This window comes from Nitrosomonas sp. ANs5, from assembly GCF_050584665.1.
GTDB lineage: Bacteria > Pseudomonadota > Gammaproteobacteria > Burkholderiales > Nitrosomonadaceae > Nitrosomonas.
This window is the reverse complement of record NZ_JBEUDO010000035.1, coordinates 1-22,991: the sequence shown is the minus strand read 5'-3', so window position 1 is coordinate 22,991 and position 22,991 is coordinate 1. Positions and strand designations below refer to the sequence as shown.

Annotated in this window: 16 protein-coding genes; 9 read left to right on the top strand and 7 right to left on the bottom strand. The window is 54.8% G+C overall.

Annotated features, from left to right (window positions below):
* Positions 1 to 203: 203 nt before the first annotated feature.
* Positions 204 to 1,127 (top strand): serine O-acetyltransferase EpsC, encoded by a 924-nt coding sequence (gene epsC / locus ABTW62_RS09415; RefSeq protein WP_430904328.1) that lies wholly within the window; start codon positions 204 to 206, stop codon positions 1,125 to 1,127.
* A gap of 39 nt (positions 1,128 to 1,166) precedes the next feature.
* Here epsC and ABTW62_RS09410 read toward each other — a convergent pair whose 3' ends face one another.
* Entirely contained in the window at positions 1,167 to 2,090 is a 924-nt protein-coding gene (locus ABTW62_RS09410; RefSeq protein WP_430904327.1) for a hypothetical protein, read from the bottom strand.
* A gap of 690 nt (positions 2,091 to 2,780) precedes the next feature.
* On the opposite strand from ABTW62_RS09410, the gene ABTW62_RS09405 reads away from it, so the two are divergent.
* The 4 genes from ABTW62_RS09405 (at position 2,781) to ABTW62_RS09390 (ending at position 9,824) form a co-directional block, all read left to right on the top strand.
* Positions 2,781 to 3,938, top strand: a complete 1,158-nt coding sequence (locus ABTW62_RS09405; protein ID WP_430904326.1) for an NnrS family protein — start codon at positions 2,781 to 2,783, stop codon at positions 3,936 to 3,938.
* Positions 3,939 to 4,256: 318 nt separating this feature from the next.
* The gene (locus ABTW62_RS09400; protein ID WP_430904325.1) at positions 4,257 to 5,534 is read left to right on the top strand and encodes a TolC family protein; all 1,278 of its coding nucleotides are present in this window, start codon (positions 4,257 to 4,259) and stop codon (positions 5,532 to 5,534) included.
* 9 nt (positions 5,535 to 5,543) lie between these two features.
* Positions 5,544 to 6,728, top strand: a complete 1,185-nt coding sequence (locus ABTW62_RS09395) for an efflux RND transporter periplasmic adaptor subunit (RefSeq protein WP_430904324.1) — start codon at positions 5,544 to 5,546, stop codon at positions 6,726 to 6,728.
* Positions 6,729 to 6,731: 3 nt separating this feature from the next.
* Positions 6,732 to 9,824: an efflux RND transporter permease subunit gene (locus tag ABTW62_RS09390; protein ID WP_430904323.1), complete on the top strand. Its 3,093-nt coding sequence runs from the start codon at positions 6,732 to 6,734 to the stop codon at positions 9,822 to 9,824.
* A gap of 143 nt (positions 9,825 to 9,967) precedes the next feature.
* Here the strand turns inward: ABTW62_RS09390 and ABTW62_RS09385 are convergent, their stop codons facing one another.
* Positions 9,968 to 10,840, bottom strand: a complete 873-nt coding sequence (locus ABTW62_RS09385; protein ID WP_430904321.1) for a PA4780 family RIO1-like protein kinase — start codon at positions 10,838 to 10,840, stop codon at positions 9,968 to 9,970.
* Between the two features lie 62 nt (positions 10,841 to 10,902).
* Positions 10,903 to 11,100, bottom strand: a complete 198-nt coding sequence (locus tag ABTW62_RS09380) for a hypothetical protein (RefSeq protein WP_430904320.1) — start codon at positions 11,098 to 11,100, stop codon at positions 10,903 to 10,905.
* Positions 11,101 to 11,210: 110 nt separating this feature from the next.
* On the opposite strand from ABTW62_RS09380, the gene ABTW62_RS09375 reads away from it, so the two are divergent.
* Together ABTW62_RS09375 and ABTW62_RS09370 are read left to right on the top strand one after the other, a co-directional pair.
* Entirely contained in the window at positions 11,211 to 11,435 is a 225-nt protein-coding gene (locus tag ABTW62_RS09375) for a hypothetical protein (protein ID WP_430904319.1), read from the top strand.
* A 177-nt stretch (positions 11,436 to 11,612) separates the two neighbouring features.
* Positions 11,613 to 14,960, top strand: coding sequence for a mechanosensitive ion channel domain-containing protein (locus ABTW62_RS09370; RefSeq protein ID WP_430904318.1), 3,348 nt, complete (start codon positions 11,613 to 11,615; stop codon positions 14,958 to 14,960).
* A gap of 273 nt (positions 14,961 to 15,233) precedes the next feature.
* Here the strand turns inward: ABTW62_RS09370 and dnaJ are convergent, their stop codons facing one another.
* The 4 genes from dnaJ to purB form a co-directional block, all read right to left on the bottom strand.
* Entirely contained in the window at positions 15,234 to 16,349 is a 1,116-nt protein-coding gene (gene dnaJ, locus ABTW62_RS09365; protein WP_430904317.1) for a molecular chaperone DnaJ, read from the bottom strand.
* A 198-nt stretch (positions 16,350 to 16,547) separates the two neighbouring features.
* Positions 16,548 to 18,485, bottom strand: a complete 1,938-nt coding sequence (dnaK, locus tag ABTW62_RS09360) for a molecular chaperone DnaK (RefSeq protein WP_430904316.1) — start codon at positions 18,483 to 18,485, stop codon at positions 16,548 to 16,550.
* A 69-nt stretch (positions 18,486 to 18,554) separates the two neighbouring features.
* Complete coding sequence (grpE, locus tag ABTW62_RS09355) at positions 18,555 to 19,154, bottom strand: nucleotide exchange factor GrpE (protein ID WP_430904315.1); 600 nt, start codon at positions 19,152 to 19,154, stop codon at positions 18,555 to 18,557.
* A 493-nt stretch (positions 19,155 to 19,647) separates the two neighbouring features.
* Entirely contained in the window at positions 19,648 to 21,024 is a 1,377-nt protein-coding gene (gene purB, locus ABTW62_RS09350) for an adenylosuccinate lyase (RefSeq protein ID WP_430904314.1), read from the bottom strand.
* 124 nt (positions 21,025 to 21,148) lie between these two features.
* Between purB and ABTW62_RS09345 the strand changes: the two genes are divergently transcribed.
* Together ABTW62_RS09345 and ABTW62_RS09340 are read left to right on the top strand one after the other, a co-directional pair.
* Positions 21,149 to 21,754, top strand: a complete 606-nt coding sequence (locus tag ABTW62_RS09345) for a glutathione S-transferase (RefSeq protein WP_430904313.1) — start codon at positions 21,149 to 21,151, stop codon at positions 21,752 to 21,754.
* Between the two features lie 221 nt (positions 21,755 to 21,975).
* Complete coding sequence (locus ABTW62_RS09340; RefSeq protein ID WP_430904334.1) at positions 21,976 to 22,830, top strand: alpha/beta fold hydrolase; 855 nt, start codon at positions 21,976 to 21,978, stop codon at positions 22,828 to 22,830.
* Positions 22,831 to 22,991 lie beyond the last annotated feature (161 nt).

Genomic DNA, 22,991 nt, shown 5'->3' with positions numbered 1-22,991 from the left:
TGGCTGTTCCGCTACTGGTTTTGATAACCACGAATGATGTGGTGGGGTAAATGATTGGTAACGGGACAAATTTCAGACATCATGCAGCCAAAATGATTTTGAAAATTCGTGTGCATTGGTGTGCATTAGTGGTTGTTTGGAAGCGAATGGTGTGGACGCATCGAGGGTGGGTTACCGAATGACAGTCAAGCGTTGGGGGTATTGTGACAGGAATCAATAGCGCAAGTGATTTGCTGCTGAAAAGCACGCATCTGGAAATCGATCAAGTCGTGGCGGAGTTGCGCGCCGTGCGCACGGCTTCTCTGGAACAGCGGCAGGGCCATCTTCGGCCGCCCAGGTTGCCTTCACGCAAGATTCTGGCCGGGATCGCGGAAGGGTTGCGTGCAGCCTTGTTTCCCAACCGGCTGGGACCGGCGGATTTGGCTGCTGAGGGAGTCGATCATTATGTCGGTCACACCCTGAATTCAACATTGCGTGCCTTGCTGGTGCAGATTCAGCATGAGCTGCATTTCATTTCGGGTACCGAACATCTCGACAAGGCAGGGCATGAACAGGCCACCGCCATCACGCAGGCATTTGCCAAGCGCCTGCCCGAGATTCGCAGATTGCTGGATGACGATATCGTGGCGGCTTATGAAGGCGATCCTGCCGCGCATTGTATCGATGAGGTGCTGGTGTGCTATCCCGGTATTGCCGCCATTACCTATTATCGCCTGGCGCATGAGTTATACCAATTGGGCGTGCCCCTGATTGCGCGCATGATATCGGAGATCGCGCATTCGATGACCGGGATAGAGATTCATCCCGGTGCGCAGATCGGGCGGCGCTTCTTCATCGACCACGGCACTGGGGTCGTGATCGGCGAGACAACCATTATCGGCAACAATGTCCGTCTGTATCAGGCGGTGACATTGGGTGCCAAGCGTTTTCCGGTGGACGAGCATGGTTCGCTGGTCAAAGGCATCGCCCGCCATCCGATTGTCGAGGACGATGTGGTCGTTTACGCCGGGGCGACGATCTTGGGGCGGATCACGATCGGGCGCGGTTCCACGATCGGCGGAAATGTCTGGCTGACGCGCAGCGTGCCGCCCAACAGCCAGATTACCCAGGCACAGATGCGAACGTAATCGCCGCTGCCGGCTGTCTGAATCGGTGGGTGGTGATGCTCAGCGTACAAACATGCCGCGCGCGCCCATCGGGTCGCCGCGTTTTCCGCCGGGCGTGAAGGCGTCGAACAGCAGGCGCAGGCCGATTTGCCCCCATACCTCGGCCGAACCGGTTCTGTTGCGGGTATGTTCATGCAGCTCGGGCTGGACGCCGACGGTCAGATCCAGGTTGACATAGTCGCTGGCCAGCCAGCGGAAGCCCATTTGGGCGGCTGTCTTGGGCGCGTGCAGATCGAGCGGGTCGCCGGCATATGCCTCGACGATCAGACGGATCTCTTCCTTGATCAGACCCGCATCCAGCCCGATGCCCCAATAGGGACGGTACTTGGCCGAGTGATTGCGCGATTTGTCCATGCGGGCGCCATAGTTGATATGGGTCATCAGCCAGTCGTCATACAGCCGCCAGGTTGTCATGCCAATCAGGTAGGCGCTGTTGCCGCGATCATGCAGATCGCCCACGCCCGCATCGAACGTGGCGCCGGCACCGAGTGCAAAGCCGGGACGCCCATTCTTTTCAGCGGCCATGAGCAGAAACTTGGGCTGCAGCACGGGATTGGGCATGGCAAATTTTCCGTTGCCACCTCGCGCAACGCCACTGCCGACGATGATTTCGAGCCAGTCATTGACTGTTGCGCCAGCCATGAAGTTGACTGCGGGCGCAGGGTTCCAGGTACTGTCGGTATGGCCAACTTCCAGCCAGGATTCCACTTCGATTTGCCCGACATCGATGATGCGCGCGTCGTCCGTTACAAAAGGGCGGACCGCGTGGGCATTTTGCGGTAGCAGGGCGATGTGGATGAAAACGGCCGCAAACCCTAGCAGACTGCTGCAAAAAGAATAGCCAGGCAGTTGGGTCAATCTGCCTGGTTCTGTTCGTAGGGAGGTATCCAGTAGGCCGGAGATTTGCTTGGATAAGAAAAACATGTGATTTCCCTGAATCTGTTCATCGATAAGGTGGTATTGCCAAATATCTGCCGCCGGGCGTTTGCCGCGTATGCCATTTGCGGTTCTGAGTGACTGCCAATCAACCACGAATGGACACGAATACTCACGAATGTTTCAAAATCATTTTGGCTGCATGACGTCTGGAACTTGGCCCGTTGTCAATTATTTGCCTTGCCGCACGACAAAAACAAACAAAGTGAGCGCCACCCCCCCAATCAATCGTGTAAATTCGTGCCCATTCGTGGTCATCAAAATTAGTCGCGGCACAGCCGCTCGTAGGGTGCGCCCGTGCACCGGCTTTTGCTGTGTGACGGCTGGTCGCCGTGGGCCGGATGTTTGACTACGCTGATTTGTTCCGTTATCAATCATTTGCCCTGCCACATGACAAAAACAAACAAAGTAAGCACCCCCACCCAATCATTCGTGTGTATTCGTGTCCATTCGTGGTTAGCCTTGCCAGGCCGCTCTTGAGCGCAGGCGTATGATTGAAAATTGTTTACAGCGCTGCGTGGCAGCTGTGGCGGCATGTTTCATCCAGATGATGATTTTACCATTTAAGCCTTTTATGCACCGGCCGGAACTGCCGGTTTGCATGGTTGTTGCAGGTGTTTATCGGACAGGAATATATTTCCGAGGCGATTTGCGCCGTATTTCAGTCAGGATAATAGGATGAATGCTTTCTTGAAAGGGTTGCCGGGGGAAACCAAGGTGCAGGCGCATCAATGGTTCTTTATGGCAGCCAGTATGTATGCGCTTGGGATGGTGCCATTGGCGATGCTCGCCCGGCATGGTTATGGGCCGGTGGCGCTGGCTACGCCGACCGGTCATGCCTATGAGATGCTGTTCGGTTTTGCGCTGGCGCTGATTGCGGGCTATTTGCTGGGTCCGATGCCGGCTCGCCGGCTTGCCGGGTTCCTGTCTGTCTGGCTGTTGGCGCGGATAACCGGTTTGATCGCGCCGCTTGAGTGGCTGACTGTGTGGGTCAATGCGGTCTTTGTCGGGTTGCTTGCCTGGCATATGCTGCCGCGTCTGTGGGTGGCGAAGAAGTGGCGTAACCGTCTCCTGGCACCTTTGCTGGGGCTGATCTGTGCAATGACCGTGCTGATTGCGCTGATGGGACACCTCGATTACCACTGGCTGGCGCGCGCTTTTCTGGATGAAAGCGTGCTGCTGTTTGCCTTGCTGATGTTGTTCATGGGGGGGCGGATGCTGGCACCGGCGGTTGCGGGCGAGTTTTATCGGCAGGGTAAGGAGTTGGAGGCAAGAGTGCAACCGCATATCGAAGCGGCTTTGATTGTAACCGTTGTGGCCGCTTTTGCGCTCGCGCCGCTGACGGCTTACGTAGCGGGCCTGCTGCTGTGCACGAGCGGTGTGCTGGCTGGCGTGCGTTTGCTGCGCTGGCAATTGTGGCATTGTCTGGCGCGGCCCGATCTGCTTTGCCTTGGTGTCGGCTATGGCTGGCTGGCGCTGGGGTTGCTGCTGCTGGGATGGGTCAAGCTCAATGGGGGGGTGCATTTCAGTACCGCCGTGCACGCGCTGACGGTGGGCGCGCTGGGCACGCTGGCTGCAAATGTTATCGTGCGCGTAACGCTGCTGCAGGTGAGGCAATATCCTTCGCGTATCAAGCCGATTGTCATGCTGACCGCTTGCATGTCAGCCGCTGCGATCCTCCGTATTGGCGCCGATTTGAGCGCGCATCGGGAATTGTTGCTGATGCTGGCCGCGCTGGCCTGGAGCGGTACTTTTCTGCAGGTTCTGATCATTCAGCTGGATTGCCGGGCTTACGTGCCGTCACGTCACAAGTTGTCACGGGATAGCGTGGATTGAATTTTGGTGAGATGCATACCATGTCCCATACGCGTCATCCCGGCACTCAGTCACAGAGTGAATATTTAAATGGAAATAATTCATTCTGCTATGCTATCACTTTTAAGTATTCTGCTTGATGCCAAATCCTACCCAGGCCGATCACCGGCTGCCGTATCATCACTTCTCTTAACGAATGATCATTATCAGTTTTTTGCACTCTTTCATTTGCTTGCAGATGCGTTTGCTTGCAAGGGGTTGCCGATGTTTTTCAAATAATGGCAGTGTGGGAATCGCAACCGTTGGGCTGCCTATTCAGGGTAATCCAGCAATTACCAAATGAGTGCTATTTTTTTTGTTCTGCGGGGCATTTCCAAGCCGGGTTTTCTGTTTTGCCTATGCTTTTTAATTGCATCGCTGGATCTGGCTCATGCGGCCAGCGGTAAATATACGGTTGAGGCCATTCAGCGTATCGGGCTTCAAGCCAACGGCCTGATGCAAGCTGCCCGTGCTCAGGTCGATATCGCGGAAGCGGATGTCGTCAGCGCGGCGGCGCTTCCCAATCCTGAGGTGACAGTCATGGCCGGGCCTGATAGGCCGCGACTGCCGGAAATCGATACCGGTCCGGCTTCCATGCAGCGCCAGGTGACGGTCAGTCAGCCTTTGGAAAACCCATTTGTTCGCAGTGCCCGGATTGGTTCGGCGCAAGCCGGTGTTGAAGCCAGCCGCGCCAATCTGGAGCAGGTGCGCGCGGATCTGGCGGCCCAATTGCGGGTGCGCACTTACGAGTTTCTGTTGCGGCGCGGGCTGGCGGAGATGGAATCCGATATTTTCAACCTGATGCAGGAAATTCAGCGCCGCATCAAGTTGAGCGTGGACGTCGGCGAGGTGGCGCGTTTCGAGCTGATCCGGGCCGATACCGAGGTCATGACTGCCGCGAGCAGAAAGGAGGCGGCCATGCTGGATACCGAGCGTGCGCGGATCGCGTTGTTGCAATTGACCGCCGGTGCGCTCGAGCAAGGTTTCGATATCGATGCGTCGCTGACCGATCCAGTCGAATTGCCGTCTCTGGAAGCGCTGCGCACGGATTTGCCCGGCAGCAATCCGGAAATTCTGCGGCTGGAAGCGGAGCGGGATCGGGCTTCCTTGCGGATCGAGCAGGAACGGGCGGCAGTGCTGCCTTCAGTCGATGTTCTGTATAGCAATTATCAGGACAGGCAATTCACTTCCAATACAGTTGGGCTGAGCTTGCGGATACCTTTGTTCTATCGCCGCAGCGGAGAAATCAACGCGGCAATTTCAGATGCGGCCAGGGTGCGTGAGACGCTCGATTATCGCCGCTATGAAGTCGTGCGCCTGCTCGAATCGGCCTGGCAGGCGATGGAAATAGCCAAGCGCCGGGTGGAGATGTTTGAAGGGGGTATTGTGCGTGAGGCCGAATCTGCCTTGCGCGTTGCGGAAACCGCTTTCCGCCTGGGGGAAAGAGGGTTTATTGAGGTGTTGGATACGCAGCGGGTATTGCGCAACGCACGTTCCGAATTATTACAGGCCCGATTTGAATTACAGGCTGCCGCTGCCGAGATTGACCGGCTGCGCGCCCATTATCCAAAGGATTAGTTTTCCTGAATGAATACGCAATGGCAGTATCTATTTTTTGTTCTGGTTCTGTGTGGGTTGCTGTTGGGTTGCCAGCGGGAAAACAGCTCGGCGCAACCTCAGCCGGCTCTCACCGGCGGTACCTCGCAAATTGGGGCAGATGAAGAGGATGACCCGAATACCATTGTCATCCGGCCCGAGATGCGCCAGTGGATCGAAACCGGACATCCATTTGTGACCGATATTGCCGAGAAACTGCATGTGCCGGGGCAGATCAAGGTGCATGAGCAGCGGTTGGTGCGGGTGGGTGCGAGTTTCACCGGCCGAATCGTCGATGTCTATGTGCAGCTTGGCGACAGCGTCGAAGCGGGAACAGAGCTGGCGCGAATCGCCAGCCCGGAGCTGACGCAGGCCCAGTTGGCTTATTTGCGCGCGCATTCCCTGGCCATGCTGGCTGAGCGTGCTGCGGCTCGTGCCAAGCAATTGTTTGCCGGAGATGTGATCAGCGCAGCCGAGCTGCAGCGGCGCGAATCGGAATCGCAAGTGGCGCGCGCCGAATTGAGTGCGGCCAAGGATCAGTTACGCCTGCTTGGCGTGGATAACGGGGCCATGAATGATCTGGTCAAGCGGGGACAGATTCTGCCCTCGGTCACGATCAAGGCGCCGCGCAGCGGCACGATCATTGAGCGTAATGTGGCACTGGGGCAGGTTGTGCAGCCATCCGATCAGTTGTTCACCCTGGCGGATCTATCGGTTGTCTGGGTAGTGGGAGATGTGCCCGAATATACCGCCGATTTTGTCATGCAGGGACAGCAAGTGGAAATTCGCGTGCCGGCGCTCGGGAATATCAGCCTGGACGGAACCATTATTTTTGTGGCTGATATCGTCAATCCGCTGACCCGAACCGTGACAGTGCGCACCGAAGTGGACAATCCGCAGCGGAAGCTGAAGCCCGATATGCTGGCCACCGTGCATATTACCGAACATGCGCATGCGCAGCTGGTGATTCCGGTTGGGGCTGTCGTGCGCGAGGATAATCGTGATCATGTGTTCGTGGTCTGGGACGAGAAGCATTTCACTTTGGTGCCGGTCGAACTCGGAGAAGCGGTCAACCAGCTGCGGCCCGTATATGCGGGACTGGCCACGGATCAGACGATCGTGGTGGAGGGGGCTTTTCATTTGAACAACGAGCGCAAGCGCACCGATCTGGAGTAGGCCATGTTGACTGCGCTGGTGCGTGCAATGTTGAGACAACGCCTGGTTGTGGTGGTGGTGGCGTTGATTTTGATGGGATTCGGGTTGCGTGAATCGCAGCGTCTTTCAATCGATGCTTTCCCCGATGTGACCAATGTCCAGGTACAAATCGCCACGGAAGCGACAGGGCGCAGTCCGGAGGAAATCGAGCGGCTGGTAACGGTTCCACTGGAAATTGCGATGACCGGCTTGCCAGGCCTGGAAGAAATGCGTTCTCTGAACAAAAGCGGCCTGTCGATCATCACGCTGGTATTTACCGACGATACCGATGTCTATTTCGCCCGCCAGATGGTGATGGAGCGATTGCTGGAGGCGGCTACCCGAATGCCGACCGGCATCACACCCGTGCTCGGGCCGGTTTCAACCGGTTTGGGAGAGGTCTATCAATATACGATCGATCATCCCGATGACGGGGAACGCGCCCTGACTGTCGAGGAGCTGACCGAGCGCCGTATCGTGCAGGACTGGGTCGTTCGGCCGATGCTGCGATCGATTCCGGGGGTGGCGGAAATCAATTCTCAGGGCGGCTATGTCAAGCAATACCAGGTGCTGGCCAATCCGGATAAATTGCGTCACTACAACCTGACCCTGGGACAGGTCGAGCAGGCGATTGCCAACAACAACGCCAATGCCAGTGGCGGGATCCTGCCCGTAAATGCTGAACAGTTTCTGGTGCGGGGCGTGGGCCTGATTGGTACATTGCAGGATATCGGCAATATCGTGCTGGCTGAAGAAAATGGTGTCCCGATCTTCGTGCGCGATGTGGCCGAAGTGAAACTCGGCACGGAAGTCCGGGCCGGCGCGGTGATCAAGGGTGGGTATACGGAATCGGCTTCCGGCATTGTACTGATGATCAGGGGGGGGAATGCCAAGGAGATCGTGGAGAGGGTGAAAGCCAAGGTGGCCGACATCAACGCGCGCAACCTGTTGCCGGATGGACTGAAGATCGTGCCTTATTATGATCGTACCGATTTGGTCGACGCGGCCTTGTGGACGGTCAGCAAGGTGCTGATGGAAGGGATTTTCCTGGTCATCGTTATCCTGTTTGTTTTTCTTGGCGATGTCCGTTCCAGCCTGATCGTGGTGGCGACGCTGGTGATTACGCCATTTCTGACTTTCATGGTCATGAACCTTCAAGGCATTTCCGCCAATCTGATGTCGCTGGGCGGGCTTGCGATTGCCATCGGGCTGATGGTCGATTCCACGGTTGTGGTGGTGGAGAATGTATTTCATCGCCTGGGACATGCGGCCAATACAGCGGCATCGCGTCTGCAGACGATACTTGATGCGGTGGTGGAAGTAGGGATACCGGTGATTTTTGGTATTTGCATCATCATACTGGTATTCCTGCCCTTGATGACCTTGCAGGGGATGGAGGGCAAGCTGTTCAGTCCGCTGGCGTTTACGATTGCCATTGCCCTGGCGATTTCGCTGATCGTTTCCCTGACGCTTTCGCCGGTGCTTTGTGCCTATATCCTGAAAGGCGGAGCGGATCATGATACCCGTATCATTGCCAGGTTGAGAGCTGCCTATCGTTATCTGCTGCATGGCGCGCTGCAGAACAGGAAAGTGACCATTCTGCTGTCGCTCGGGCTGTTGATCCTGTCTGTTTCCCTTTTTCCCTTCCTGGGAAAATCGTTCATTCCAACCTTGAAGGAAGGTGCGCTGACGCCCCAGATCAATCGGGTCGCGTCGATTTCGCTGGCCGAAGCGGTTGCGATGGAGATGGATGCGATGAAGGCTGTTTCACGCGTGGCGGGTGTGAAAAGTGTCGTTTCCAAACTGGGGCGCGGCGAATCGCCAGCCGATCCGGCCGGTCAGAATGAATCCGATCCGATCGTGACGCTCGATCTTGACTCAGGACGAACCCAGGATGAAATCGACGACGAAATCCGGGCGCTGCTGGAAGTGTTGCCCGGTGTCAATATCGTTTTGTCGCAACCGATTGCCGAACGGGTTGACGAAATGGTGACCGGGGTGCGGTCACAGATCGCGGTCAAGATTTTTGGGGATGATCTGGACACACTGCGCGAACTGTCAGAACAGATCGCGCGGATCCTGCGCGATATCCCCGGTGCGCGCGATATTCGTATCGAACGTCTTTCAGGGCAACAATCCCTGACGATTGATGTCGACCGCAACGCGATCGCGCGCAATGGCATCAATGTAGCCGATGTGCATGAGTTGATCGAAACGGCTATTGGCGGCCGCGAGGTTACCCGCTTGTTTGAAGGCGAGCGGCGGTTTGCGATCCTGCTGCGTTTTCCGGAAGCATTCCGCAACAGCGTGGAGACGATACGCAACCTGTTGCTGCGTGCGCCCGACGGGGTCATGGTGCCTTTGTATACGGTGGCCGATATCCAGATCGTCGATGGCCCTGCCCAGGTCTCCCGCGAAAACGCCAAGCGCCGTGTGGTAGTCGGCGCGAATGTCGAGGGCCGTGATCTGGGTGGGTTTGTGGCGGACATCCAGGCGCGAATCGCCCGGGAAGTGGAGTTGCCCAGCGGTTATTTCTTCGAGTGGGGCGGGCAATTTGAAAACATGGAGCGTGCCATGGACACGCTTGCGGTCATCGTGCCGCTCACCATTGCTGCGATTTTCTTTCTGCTGTTTTTGCTGTTCAATTCCATCAAGTTGGCCGGATTGATCATTCTGGTGCTGCCGTTTGCCTCGATTGGCGGTGTGATCGGATTGTTCCTGACCGGTGAATATCTGTCGGTTCCGGCCTCGGTTGGCTTCATCGCGTTATGGGGCATTGCGGTTTTGAATGGCGTGGTGCTGATCTCCTATATCCGGAAGCTGCGTGATGACGGCGTCAGTGTCAAGGATGCTGTGGTGCGCGGCTGCGAGCAACGCTTCCGGCCGGTGCTGATGACGGCTACTGTGGCAATGCTGGGGCTGGTGCCATTTCTGTTTGCCACCGGACCGGGTTCCGAGGTGCAGCGGCCACTGGCGATCGTGGTGATCGGCGGTTTGATTACTTCGACCTTGCTGACGCTGGTTGTCTTGCCTACCTTGTATCGCTGGTTCGATGAACCCCCGTTGCAGCGGTTGTGATTGGACCTGCTTGAATAGCTGAGGGTGCGTGAATCTACCCTTGTGCGCTGGCAGGGTAGATTCACGCATCAGGCAATTACGTTATTGCCTGGTGGGGGTGGAGAGAGGGTTTTTGTTGAAGGGAGAATGATGCGGATGGGTTTTCAGCAGTATAGCGCGCGCGGACTGGTCCAGCGTTCGCGTTTATAGCGTTGCCAAGCAGATTCCTTTCTGGCGGCGTGCCCGATTGCTTGCAACACACTGTCTAGGTTGACCGGTTTGGGTCTGTGCGCGACATATCCAGTCAGGTTGACGTCCAAATGCAGTCTGCCGCTTTGGTAGAGTGACCAGATTTCGGTTGCATAGTCGGTGTATGCGAGTTCGGGGGCGAAGCGGCTGAAGAAGGTCGTGATATTGTGGATGTCTCGTTTGAGTATCATCTGCGCGTTGCTGTTGCTGGCCGCGTGCACGGCCTGCGGGAAATCAATGATGACGGGTCCCCGTTCGCCCAGCAGCACGTTGTATTCGGACAGGTCGCCGTGTATGATGCCGCTGCAAAGCATGCGTACCACCTGCTCGATCAGGAAGCTGTGATAGCGTCTGGCTTGATCGGCGGTCAAATTCAGTTGGTTCATTCTCGGGGCCACGTTGCCGTCGCTGTTCGTGATCAGCTCCATCAGGAGCACGCCTTCGAAAAAATTGTGAAATCGGGGGGTCTGGACGCCAGCCATGGCCAGCCGGCTCAGGGCGTCCACTTCGACACTGTGCCAGGCATTTTCCGGGGTCATCCGGCTGGTGCTGCTTCTTCTTTGCAGGGCGCGCGTGCGGCGGCGATTGCCGAACATGCGGCCTTCGGTATAGTTGGCATTGTGGCGGAAATTGCGCTTTTGTTTTTCCTTATATACTTTGGCGCACCGGTATTCTTCTCCGCATTGCACGACATATAGCATCGCTTCCTTGCCACTCATGAGTTGGCAAATGACTGAGTCGACCAGTCCTTCCTCGATCAGCGGTTCTATTCTGTTGGGTGTTTTCATGAATTTTTCGCTCTCCTGTCTGTGAGTGAATGCGCTATCAAGCCCGGAGATGGTACATCGCGCTAGTTGAGCTGAAATCTGGCTGACTTGCTGCGGCGCCATTCTGCATCCGGCAGGGACATCTGTCTGGCCAGGACCGCCCCGTCACGGGCATTGATTTGTTGTGCCGTACCAGCCGCTTTGCTGTCATGGACTGGGTCGTTACCGGAGTTCCCGGGTAGATGCGCCTGAGACATGTTTGCTTTCAGTTTGGGAATCATATAGCCATCTCCTTGAGAAAGATCATCGAGGCTGTCAATGCCTGCGACTTGAAATGCATTGTAGAGAGAAAAAAATTATTTTGGAATGTGACATATTGTCGCGCGACAATATGTCACACCTTGATTTCTTTGACAAAAATGGCGACCCGGTTGATTCGGAATCGGTCGTGATATCGTTCCAGTGGGCGGCATCCTGCCGCCACTGTCCGCTAGCCATCCGTGCAAACTGGCATGCCCGAGCGTTGCCGATCGTTATAATAGTCCGGCATCGTTACACTATCGTGACGAACCGCGGCCGGGGTTTTGCTGTCAAGCGCCAGCATAACAATCGGTAATCTACACAGATGCATTGCCAACATAATGTGATAAAAAAGAATGGGTGATAACGCTACGGGCTGGATTGCACGGTTTTCAAAGAGTGTGGAGAGCGCTGCAATGCCTTGGCGCGCTTTGCCCTGCACCCTGAAAACCGCACACGCCCACCCATTCATATGAGGAATCCAGGTTAGTTCATGCGCACATTTCTACAGATTACACTTTTCATCATTCTGGTTCTGGCTGGTTCTGGCATGGGGGTTGCCAGCAAGTTCAGCGAACAGCTGCAGGCTATCCAGGCAAAACTGGAGGCGCTTGGCAATGGTGAAGAGACGCCGCAAAAAAAGCGCTTGCGGGAAATTTATACCGATCACCAGCAGGTATTGCTGGATCACCAGGAATATCTGGAAAAAACCGCTGCTTACACGGCACAACTGGAAAGCTATCCCAAGCTGCTGGACGATCTGAAGAAGCGGAAAATTCCACCTGATACCGCGCCGATCGATGTCGAGAGCCTGGCCAAGCTGTCATTGAGCGAGCTGGAGCAACGGCATGTGGCCACGCAGGCAAGTTTGTCCGAATTGCAGAATCAACAACAAAAATCGGCCTCCGATTTGGCCCGCTTGCGGCAGCGGGCGGTGACCATTCGCGAGGAGCTGGCGGCGACCAACCAGCTGCGCAGTGCGTTGACGGAGAAATCTGCCGAGACTAAGAAAGAGACGGACAAGAAGATACAGGAAGCACTCGAGCGTTATCGTGATGCGCATCTGCAGTCGTTGACCGATAAGACCCGGATGCTCGAGCTGGAAGCGCTGGCGTTGCCGCATGCGATCGAGAACGCTGCTTTGCAGGAACGGCTGTTGCTGACACCCAGGATTCGTTTGCTGGAGCGGGAAGTTGAGCTCATGGCGGAGGAAATCAGCTGGAGAAGGCGGGCAGAAACCGAGCAAGTGGTTGAAAAGAGCCAGCAATTACTGGGCGAGAAGGATTGGGAATATCCGGCGCTGGCAAGTTTTGCAGAGGACAATCAAACATTTGCCAGAAAATTGAGTCATTACGCGCAATTGTCGACCCAGCTGAAAACCCGCAAAACACGCAATGAGAATCGCCTGGCGCTGATTACGCAAAGTCATGCGGCACTGCAGCAAAGGCTGGAACTGAAAGGAGAGGATATTGCGCTGGGTACGGAAATCAGAAGGCAGTTCAAGGAGATCATGACCAAGCCGGACTTGACGCAGACCGAGCGGGAATTGAACCGGGCCCGGCTGGAATTATTCCAGCTCGAGCAGGAAAAACTGCAAATGATGAATGAAAAGGCCTATTTCCGAGCGATGATGGGGAATGATGGGGTGATCAGCAAGGATGCGCCTGATTATCAGCAGGTGGTCGATACATTCAATGAACTGAAACAATCCCGCGATCAGATCATCGCACAATTTATCGAAGTGCTGCATAACTATATCAAGGAGCAGCAGCTGCAGCTTGCTGTCCAGAATCAATTGATCGACCGGATCGGCCAGCATAAGTTGCTGTTGAAGGAGAACCTGCTGGTGACTCGGAGCGCCAGACCGCTTTCCATGGAAATCGTGCAGGATACACGGGATGCGCTCGATTGGCTGATTTCATCCAGGACATGGGCTGCATTGGAGAAGGTGGCCGCTACGGTTTGGCGTGATGTCGCGGCAGTATTCGCGGTTTTCATTTTGTTGTTCGGTATCGCCATGTATATTTATTGGCCGAGCTACCTGAGCTGGGAACGTACTTGTAACAGTCTGCGTGGCAAGGTCAACCAGGATAAGCTGCTCTATCCCATCGGCATGTTTGTGACCGAGCTGATGATGGCGACGTTTGTTGCCTTGCCTTTTCTGCTGACAGCCCTGATTTTGCGGCATAGCCTGGACACTGAAATCAGCCATGCCATGGCGGTCAGTTTCCGTGTGATGGGGGTCGCGGTTTTTTCCTGGATGTTTCTGTTTCTGCTGTTCCATCCCGAGGGGTTGTTGATCGGACAGTTCAGGTGTTCCGAGCGCCTGGTTGGCAAGATGTATCGGGATGTGCGGCGTTATGCCCCCTTGCTGGTGGTTCTGAGCGGCATTTTCGCTTTTACGGATGCGTTGGATGACGATCTCGTGCGTAATAGCATCGGCCGGCTTGTCTTCATCCTGTTTTGTCTACTGCTGGCAGGCTGGGCATGGGGCTGGATGGCAATGACCCGTTCGGGCAGAAAGCTGTATGAAGGGGAGACTTTTAGTCTGATTCTGAATCCGAGATTCTGGATGACACTTCTCTTTCTGTTGCAAGGTTATATGATCGTCATGGCGAGTGTTGGCTATTATTTCGCGGCGATATATCAGTACCAGCTGGTATTCGAGTCGATTGCCTGGACGGTCTTCTGCAGCCTTATATTTTATATTGGTTTCCGGAGCTTGCTGATCATGCAGCGCCAGATTGCCTACGAACGGGCAGTCGAGAAACGGGAGGAAATGCTGGCGCAACGTGCTGCTTCGGGCAAGGGGGAAACCGAACAACTGGTGGACGAGAATTACATCGACATCAAAAGCATCAGCAAGCAGTCTGCCACCTTGTTGAAAATCAGCATCTGGGGGTTGTTGATTGTCGGTCTCTGGGTCATCTGGGTCGATATGCTGCCAGCGCTCAATTTCTTGGAGAGAATTACCATCTGGCATGTTGCGGCCGAGCTGGAAGGCGAGGCCATTATGCAGCCGATTACACTTCAGACCTTGCTGATTGCGCTGATTGTGCTGACTCTGTCGATGATCGCGGCCCAGAATCTGCCTGGTACGCTCGAATTGCTGGTGCTGCGCCATTTATCGCTCAGCACTGGCACTGGCTATGCTGTGACCACCTTGCTCCGTTATGCAATCGTGATCATCGGGGTTTTTGTCACGTTCCAGAAACTGGGTATGGAATGGTCGAACATCCAATGGCTAGTCGCCGCGCTCGGGGTTGGCCTGGGGTTCGGCCTGCAGGAAATTTTTGCCAATTTTGTATCCGGGTTGATTTTGCTGTTCGAGCGCCCAATTCGAATTGGCGACATTGTCACGCTCAATAATATCAGTGGCACCGTCAGCAAGATTCACATACGCGCGACGACGTTGATCGATTTCGACCGCAAGGAGATCGTGGTGCCGAACAAGATATTCATCACCGAGCAGTTGACCAACTGGTCATTGAGTGATCAGGTGACGCGCGTGGTGATTCCTGTAGGCATTGCCTATGGTTCCGATTGCGATAATGCGCGCGCGCTGTTGCTTGAGATTGCGAACGATCATCCACTGGTGCTGCGTGACCCGGAGCCTGCTGCTTTATTTCTTGAGTTTGGCGCCAGTTCACTGAATTTTGAATTGCGGGTATTTGCCGAACAATTATCGGACAGATTGAAGCTGACGCACGAGTTGCATATATTGATCAACCGGCGTTTTTCCGAAGCAGGAATCACGATCGCATTTCCGCAGCTGGATGTGCATTTGCATACCCAGGACGAGCAAAAGACCGCTGCTGCTCCGCCGACGGCAGCCGGGTAAGAGTGGGTGGCAGCAGCGCGATTGCCGCTGCAGTCCGACCAAGCTGCTATAGCTAACCACGAATGGACACGAATGCACACCAATCGTTCAGTAGTCGTGCGCGCTTTGTTTGCGTTTTGTCATGCGGCAGGGTGAATACCCGATAGCCAGTCTGCCTGGTTGCGAGTGCAATGCAGCCAGAGCGATTTTCAGAATTCGCGTGCATTCGTGTCCATTCGTGGTTACCCCCAGCAAGGCCTGGCAACTCTCTGGCTGGTTGTCAGATGAGAAAAATCATTCAGTGAAGAATTCGCGCGCCTTATCCATCCAGGATTTCGCCTTCGGACTGTGACGGGAGCCGTCTTTCAGGCTGATGGTCTCGAATTCTTCCAGTAATTCTTTCTGGCGTGCAGTCAGGTTGACTGGCGTTTCGATGACGACATGGCATAGTAGGTCGCCGGTGACGTGGTTGCGTACGCCAGTAATACCCTTGCCGCGCAAGCGGAAAATTTTACCGGTCTGGGTGCCGGCGGGCACTTTGATACGTGCATGACCCTCCAGCGTGGGGACTTCGATTTCTCCACCCAGTGCGGCGGCCGCAAAGCTGATGGGAATTTCGCAATGCAAATGGTTGCCTTCCCGCTGAAAGACCGGGTGACTGGCAAGATGGATCACGACATATAAATCACCGGGTTGACCACCACTGGCACCTGCTTCGCCCTCTCCTGAGAGGCGGATGCTGTCCCCTTCGTCCACACCGGCTGGAATTCTGACCGACATGGTTTTGTGACGCTTGACCCGGCCCGATCCATGGCAGTCGAGGCAGGGGTCGGTGATGATTTTGCCGCTGCCATGACATTGCGGGCAGGTTTGCTGAATCGAGAAGAAGCCTTGCTGCATACGGACTTGGCCCTGTCCATTGCAGGTTGGGCAGGTTTTGGGTGATGTGCCGGGCTTGGCGCCGCTACCGTGGCAAGTGTCGCAGACATCCATCCTGGGGATGCGGATTTTGGCTTCAGTCCCGCGTGCGGCTTGCTCCAGCGTGATTTCGAGGTTGTAGCGCAGATCGGCACCGCGATGCAGATTGGTGCGGCCACCGCCACCGCCACGCATGCCAAATAGATCGCTGAAGATATCGCTGAAGGCGTCACTGAATCCTTGCGCACCCATGCCGCTTGCGCCAGCGTTCAGACCGGCATGCCCAAATTGGTCGTAGGCAGCACGTTTGCTGGCATCCGAAAGCACCTCATAGGCCTCCTTGATTTCCTTGAATCGTTCTTCGGCCTGATCGTTGCCGGCGTTTCGGTCCGGATGATACTTCATGGCTAGTTTTCGGTATGCTTTCTTCAGCTCATTTTCATCGGCATCCCGGCCGACTCCGAGTACCTCATAATAATCACGTTGACTCATAAAAGTTCCTGCTAGCGAGAGGTCATTTGGGCATCTGGGTCGATGTCCAGGTTATTGAATCCAGACTGATGAACCAGCCTGGCTTTGAAATGAAGGATGCAAAACGCAGAGATCAGCGGGAGCATGCCGTTTCCCTGCCGATCTCTGCGCATTTTGGTCTTTTTGGGTCACGTGGGGTACACGTGATACCCCAAGTCGTTATTTCTTGTCTTTGACTTCTTCGAACTCGGCATCGACCACTTCTCCTTCGGCCGGTTTTTCTTTTGCTTGATCGGATGTTGCGCCGGCGCCGGCGCCCGCTTGACCGGCTTGCGTTTGTTCCTGAGTATAAATTTTCTCTGCCAGCTTCTGCGAGGCTTCGGTCAGTGCCTGGGTTTTGGCGTCGATCAGGTCCTTGTCATTGGATTTGAGTGCATCCTCGGCATCTTTCAAGGCTGACTCGATTTTGGATTTCTCGTCGCCTTCCAGTTTGTCGCCATATTCATGCAACGATTTTTTGACTGAATGGATCATGGCATCACACTGATTGCGGCTGTTGACCAGCTCCAGTGCTTTTTTGTCATCCTCGGCATGCGCTTCCGCATCTTTTACCATTGTCTGAATTTCTTCTTCGGACAGACCTGAGCTGGCCTGGATTTTGATCTTGTTTTCCTTGCCAGTTGCTTTGTCCTTGGCGGATACATGCAAGATGCCATTGGCGTCGATGTCGAACGTGACCTCGATTTGTGGCATGCCCCGTGGCGCGGATGGAATGTCCGTCAGATTGAATTGCCCCAGGCTTTTGTTACCGGATGCCATTTCCCGTTCGCCTTGCAGCACATGTATGGTCACGGCGTTCTGGTTGTCGTCCGCGGTGGAGAATACTTGCTGTGCCTTGGTCGGGATGGTGGTATTTTTCTGGATCAGTTTGGTCATGACGCCGCCCAGCGTTTCAATCCCCAGCGAGAGCGGGGTCACGTCCAGCAATAGCACGTCTTTGACATCGCCCTGGAGTACACCCCCCTGGATGGACGCACCGATGGCCACTGCCTCGTCGGGATTGACATCCTTGCGCGGGTCTTTCCCGAAGATTTCCTTGACCTTTTCCTGGACCTTGGGCATGCGTGATTGACCACCGACCAGGATGACATCATCGATTTCGGAGACAGACAGGCCTGCATCCTTGATCGCAGTCCGGCAGGGCTCGATGGTGCGCTCGATCAATGCTTCAACCAGGCTTTCCAGTTTGGCGCGGGTGATCTTGATCGCCAAATGTTTGGGGCCCGATGCATCGGCAGTGATGTAGGGCAGATTGACCTCGGTCTGCTGGCTGGAGGAGAGTTCGATTTTGGCTTTTTCCGCTGCATCCTTGAGCCGTTGCAGGGCCAGCATGTCTTTCCGCAAGTCAATGCCGCTTTCTTTCTTGAATTCTTCCACCAGGTATTCAATCACGCGTGAATCGAAGTCCTCGCCGCCCAGGAAAGTGTCGCCATTGGTGGCCAACACCTCGAACTGATGTTCGCCTTCAATTTCGGCGATTTCGATGATCGAAATATCGAATGTGCCGCCGCCCAGATCATAGACCGCGATTTTACGATCGCCTTCTTTTTTGTCCAGGCCGAAAGCCAGGGCTGCAGCGGTCGGCTCGTTGATGATGCGTTTGACTTCCAGACCCGCTATGCGGCCTGCGTCTTTGGTGGCTTGCCGCTGAGAGTCGTTGAAATAGGCCGGAACCGTGATGACTGCTTCCGTGACGGGCTCACCGAGATAGTCTTCGGCGGTTTTTTTCATTTTCACCAACACTTGGGCGGAGATTTCCGGCGGGGCAATTTTTCTGCCGCGCACTTCCACCCAGGCATCATTATTGTCGGCACGTACAATTTTGTAGGGCACCATGCTGATGTCTTTTTGCACCATATCTTCATCAAAACGGCGGCCGATCAGCCGTTTGATAGCAAACAGGGTATTTTCCGGATTGGTCACAGCTTGACGCTTGGCCGAAGCGCCGACCAGAATTTCATTATCTTCCGTGTAAGCGACGATCGAGGGCGTGGTGCGGGTACCCTCGGCATTCTCGATCACCTTGGGCTTGTTGTTTTCCATGACGGCCACGCATGAATTGGTGGTTCCCAGGTCGATGCCAATTATTTTTCCCATAGTAAAATCCTTTAAATATCAAATTTGAATGTATTCTGATTGTTCGAATTGGAGGCTTTCCAAGAAATATCAAGCTTCTTTTGCTTTTGAGACAGCGACCATGGCTGGACGGATAATGCGGTCATGGAGTGCGTAACCTTTTTGCATGACTTGGGTCACGGTGTTGGGCGCAGCGTCGGATTCCGTCATGCACATCGCCTGATGCTGGTGCGGGTCGAATTTTTCTCCTTGCGGGTTGATGGCATGGATGTTGAATTTCTCGAATACGGCAGCGAGCTGTTTGCGCGTGAGTTCAACGCCGTCTCTCAGGTTCTCGGCTGTGGCATTTTCTGCGGCCAGAGCTGCTTCCAGGCTGTCCATGACGGCCAATAGTTCGGTCGAAAAGTTTTCGATCGCGTATTTGTGCGCATTGGCAATATCGGTTTGCGCGCGCCTGCGAATATTTTCGGTTTCTGCCTTGGCGCGCAGCCAGGCGTCATGGTGTTCCGCCGCCCGGATTTCCGCTTCTTTCAGAAGCTGTTCGGGCGTTGGCGCGGGAGCTTGATCGATTTCTGCCTGCCCGGTATGTTCCGCGACAGTCTCGCTCTGATCATGTGCTGGCGGCGTGCTTTCTGCCGCAAGTAATTCTTGTTCTTCGTTATCTGGTTTTTGATTATGTGGTTCCTGCATAGTTTCCTCCTGTGCTGTACGGCTCATGTTGGGGCCAAAAATCTGATTTCAACCCCGCATTGTAAAAATGATTGTATGGCATTCAGTTGGCCGCTGTGATTCATAGCCGGCAGATGGTGATCAAAAGGATCAGTGATAAATTTCAGGCGCACCAGGTTGGTGGCTGCTGCGGGCCGAATTGCGCAACTCACAAGGCACGGCACGACGTTACATCGCTTTGCAATATCCGGCTGTCAGGGTATGACGGAGGGCAGATTTATGCGTCATAATTTATTATGCTTCCAGCGGGTTTTTAATTTCCGTGTGGTGCATGAAATACACCCCGTACTGAATTAGCGGCAGCTACCCTCGTGGGTAGGGTGCGCTTGCGCACCATCAAACCGGCGATGAATTATCCTGAGTGGCTGCTGACATTGAAAAGACGAACCTGAAACGGCCATTTCCAGGCCGCTTGTGATGCCTGTCTGCATCAACCCAATCTGGCGGTAGGCGTTCAATGCCCAATACGATTTGCGAGCCGGGTGGCGAGGCCGGTATAGTCTTGTGGCGTTAATTGCAGCAAGCGTTTTTTTTCGGCTTCAGGAATATCCAGCTTGTCAATGAATTGTTGTAAGGTTGCACGGTTGATGCCTGTTTTTCCCCTGGTCAGTTCTTTGAGTTGTTCATAGGGATTGGCGATGCCATAGCGACGCATCACGGTTTGAATGGGCTCGGCCAATACCTCCCATGCCTGCTGTAAATCATCCGCCAGGCGCGTCTGCTCGATTTCGAGCTTGCCAAGACCTTTGCGGCAGGAATCGTAGGCCAGCAGCGTATGCCCAAGTGCGACACCCATGTTGCGCAAGACGGTGGAATCGGTCAGATCGCGTTGCCAGCGTGAAATGGGTAATTTATCACTGAGGTGTCTGAGCAAGGCGTTGGCAATCCCGAGGTTGCCTTCCGAGTTTTCGAAATCGATCGGGTTGACTTTATGTGGCATGGTAGATGAGCCGACTTCACCGGCCTTGGTTTTTTGCCGGAAATAGCCGAGTGAAACATAACCCCAGATATCACGATTGAGATCAAGCAGGATGGCATTGATGCGGGCGTAGGCATCGAATAATTCGGCTATTGCATCATGCGGCTCGATTTGAGTAGTGTACGGGTTGAAGGTCAGCCCCAGTTTTTCGACGAAAGCCCGGGCGAACGTTTCCCAGTCGATAGCCGGATAGGTGACCATATGTGCGTTGTAATTGCCGACTGCGCCATTGATTTTTCCGGAAATGACTGTCGAGGTGAGCCGTTCGCGTCCTTGCTGCAGCCGGTATGCAAAGTTGGCCAGCTCCTTGCCCATGGTGGTGGGTGTGGCGGGTTGTCCGTGGGTGCGTGCCAGCATGGGCACATCGGCCAGCGCTTGGGCCATGAGTGAGAGTTGCCGGATGAGGTCATCGAGCATGGGCAACATGACTTGATCTCTGCTATTTTTGAGCATCAAGCCATGTGCGAGGTTGTTGATGTCTTCTGAGGTGCAGGCGAAGTGAATGAATTCGGTGACTGCGGCTATTTCCGGATTCTTGGCCAAGTTTTGCTTCAGCCAATATTCTACTGCTTTGACATCGTGGTTGGTTTGCGCTTCGATCGATTTGACCGCCTGGGCATCGTCGATCGAGAAGTTTTCAAACAGTCGGTTCAACTGTGCGGTGGTGTCTGCGGAAAAGGCTGGAATTTCAGCGAATGCCGGCTCATTACTCAGCGCCTTGAACCACTCGATTTCTATCCGAAGCCGATTATGAATCAAGGCATATTCGCTGAAGTGGGGCCGCAAAGCCGCTACTTTTTGTTGATATCGGCCATCCAGTGGAGAAAGTGCATAAAGCGATGAAGTGCTCATGAGCGTGTGACGTGAGTTCCAGAATTGAGATTGAAACAAGAGCGCGCATTCTAACACAGGCCGATCTACTAACGGATGACGCACAGTCGTATAATCAATTTTTGAATTGAGAAAGGATAGAGGCATGGAACTTATTGGATCACTGACTAGCCCCTATGTGCGCAAGGTGCGGATCCTTCTTGCGGAGAAGAATATCCCGTACCAGTTTACGATTGACCCGCCTTTTGGTCCCAATAATCAGGTTGCGAAAGTGAACCCGCTCGGCAAGGTGCCTGCCCTGATTACGGATGACGGGCAAGTCTTGTTTGATTCGCGCTTGCTGGCCGAGTATCTCGATGGCATAAACGCGCCTACGCTGATTCCTGCACCCGGATGGGCGCGATGGCGGGTCAAGCGCTGGGAAGTGCTGGCTGACGGTATTTCGGATGCGTGTGCTGCCATTTTCCTGGAACGGAAGCGGCCGGCAGCACAGCAAAGTCCGGAATGGATCGAGCGTCAGCAAAAGAAAATCGAATTGGGATTGCAAGTTGCCGCGCATGATCTGGGAGAAAAGCCTTGGTGTGAGGGTACGTCTATCACCTTGGCAGATATCACACTGGGATGTGCGCTCGATTACTTGTCTTTTCGTTTCCCGCATAATAGTTGGCGTGAATTGTTTCCAAATCTTGCCGGGCTGGCTAATAAACTGGTGCAGCGGCAGTCGTTTATTCAGACCGCGCCCAAAGATTGAGTGTGAAAGGCGTTGAAGAGCATTATTTGGGGTGCAGTCAGGCGTCATTCTGGCGGGTGGGCGGCTACCGGGCGCTGATTTGCCCGATTTTCAGGCTGTTGGGCGGCGTTGCAATATCTTCAAATGGAACAGCTATGCAGCGAGTTGTGCCTTGAGCACCACACGCCACAGTCCGCCCCGCCAAAAACTCGATGCAATCGTTCGAGGAGCTCAATTTGCGCGTGTGTAGTGAACACTGGACAGCGTCGGGCATGTTCTACCGTTGCTATGGTGATCAGTCCGGGGGCACGGCCTTGGTTTTGTGCCATGGTCTTGCTAGTAACGGCAGCCGCTGGCAGGAGTTGTGCAATCAGCTGGTTCTGCCGGCTGGCTGGCGTATCCTGGTGCCCGATCTACGTGGTCATGGGCGCTCAGACTGGCGTGGCAGGGTGGGTAACCGGCAGTGGCTGGAGGACCTGGAGCAAATGCTTGACGATCCATCGATCGCGCGTTACGTGATCGGTGGCCATTGTCTGGGTGCCAACTTGGCATTGCGCTATGTCGCCCGCACTTCTGCAGGCTGCCTGGGCCTGGTGCTGGTCGAACCCATGTTGCCACAGGCTTTGCAGGGTTTTATGCGAGTATTGAGTAGTTGTGGCGGGTTGCTGTCGGGTGTCGCCGCATTGATCCGATTGGGTAATCGGATCGGAATTTACCGGCGCGTGCTGCCACGGCTCGATTTGTTCGAGCTCGATCGCAGCACGCGGGCAGCGATGCAATTGGAAGGTACGGATCATCCTTTGCGGCGGCGCTATGCAGCGCCTCTTCACGATTTACGCTATACCCATAGCGCTGCCTATCTGCAGGCCTTGCGTGCAACGCTGCAGGCGTTGCCATCCTTCGAAGCAGTCAAGGTGCCATGCCTGGCGTTCATATCAACGAGTGGATTGTTTGGTGATCCCTTGCGCACATGCCTGGCGCTCAGCCAGTTGCCCAATGTCGTCATTCATGAGCTCATGGCCCGGCACTGGATTCCAACCGAGCAACCCGACGCGCTTTGCCAAATCTTCTCGGATTGGCTGAGTTCTCGCAAATAGATCTGCATGCCTTGGCTAGGAGGCTGTCCGAGAATAGACTGATCTACTGCGGACGAGCCTGATTGGCCGGATTTTACGATCCTATTTCGTTAAATAGAACGACTATTCGCCTCAAATGATCGAAAAATCCAACTCAACCAGCCTCGCCCTCGCTACGATCG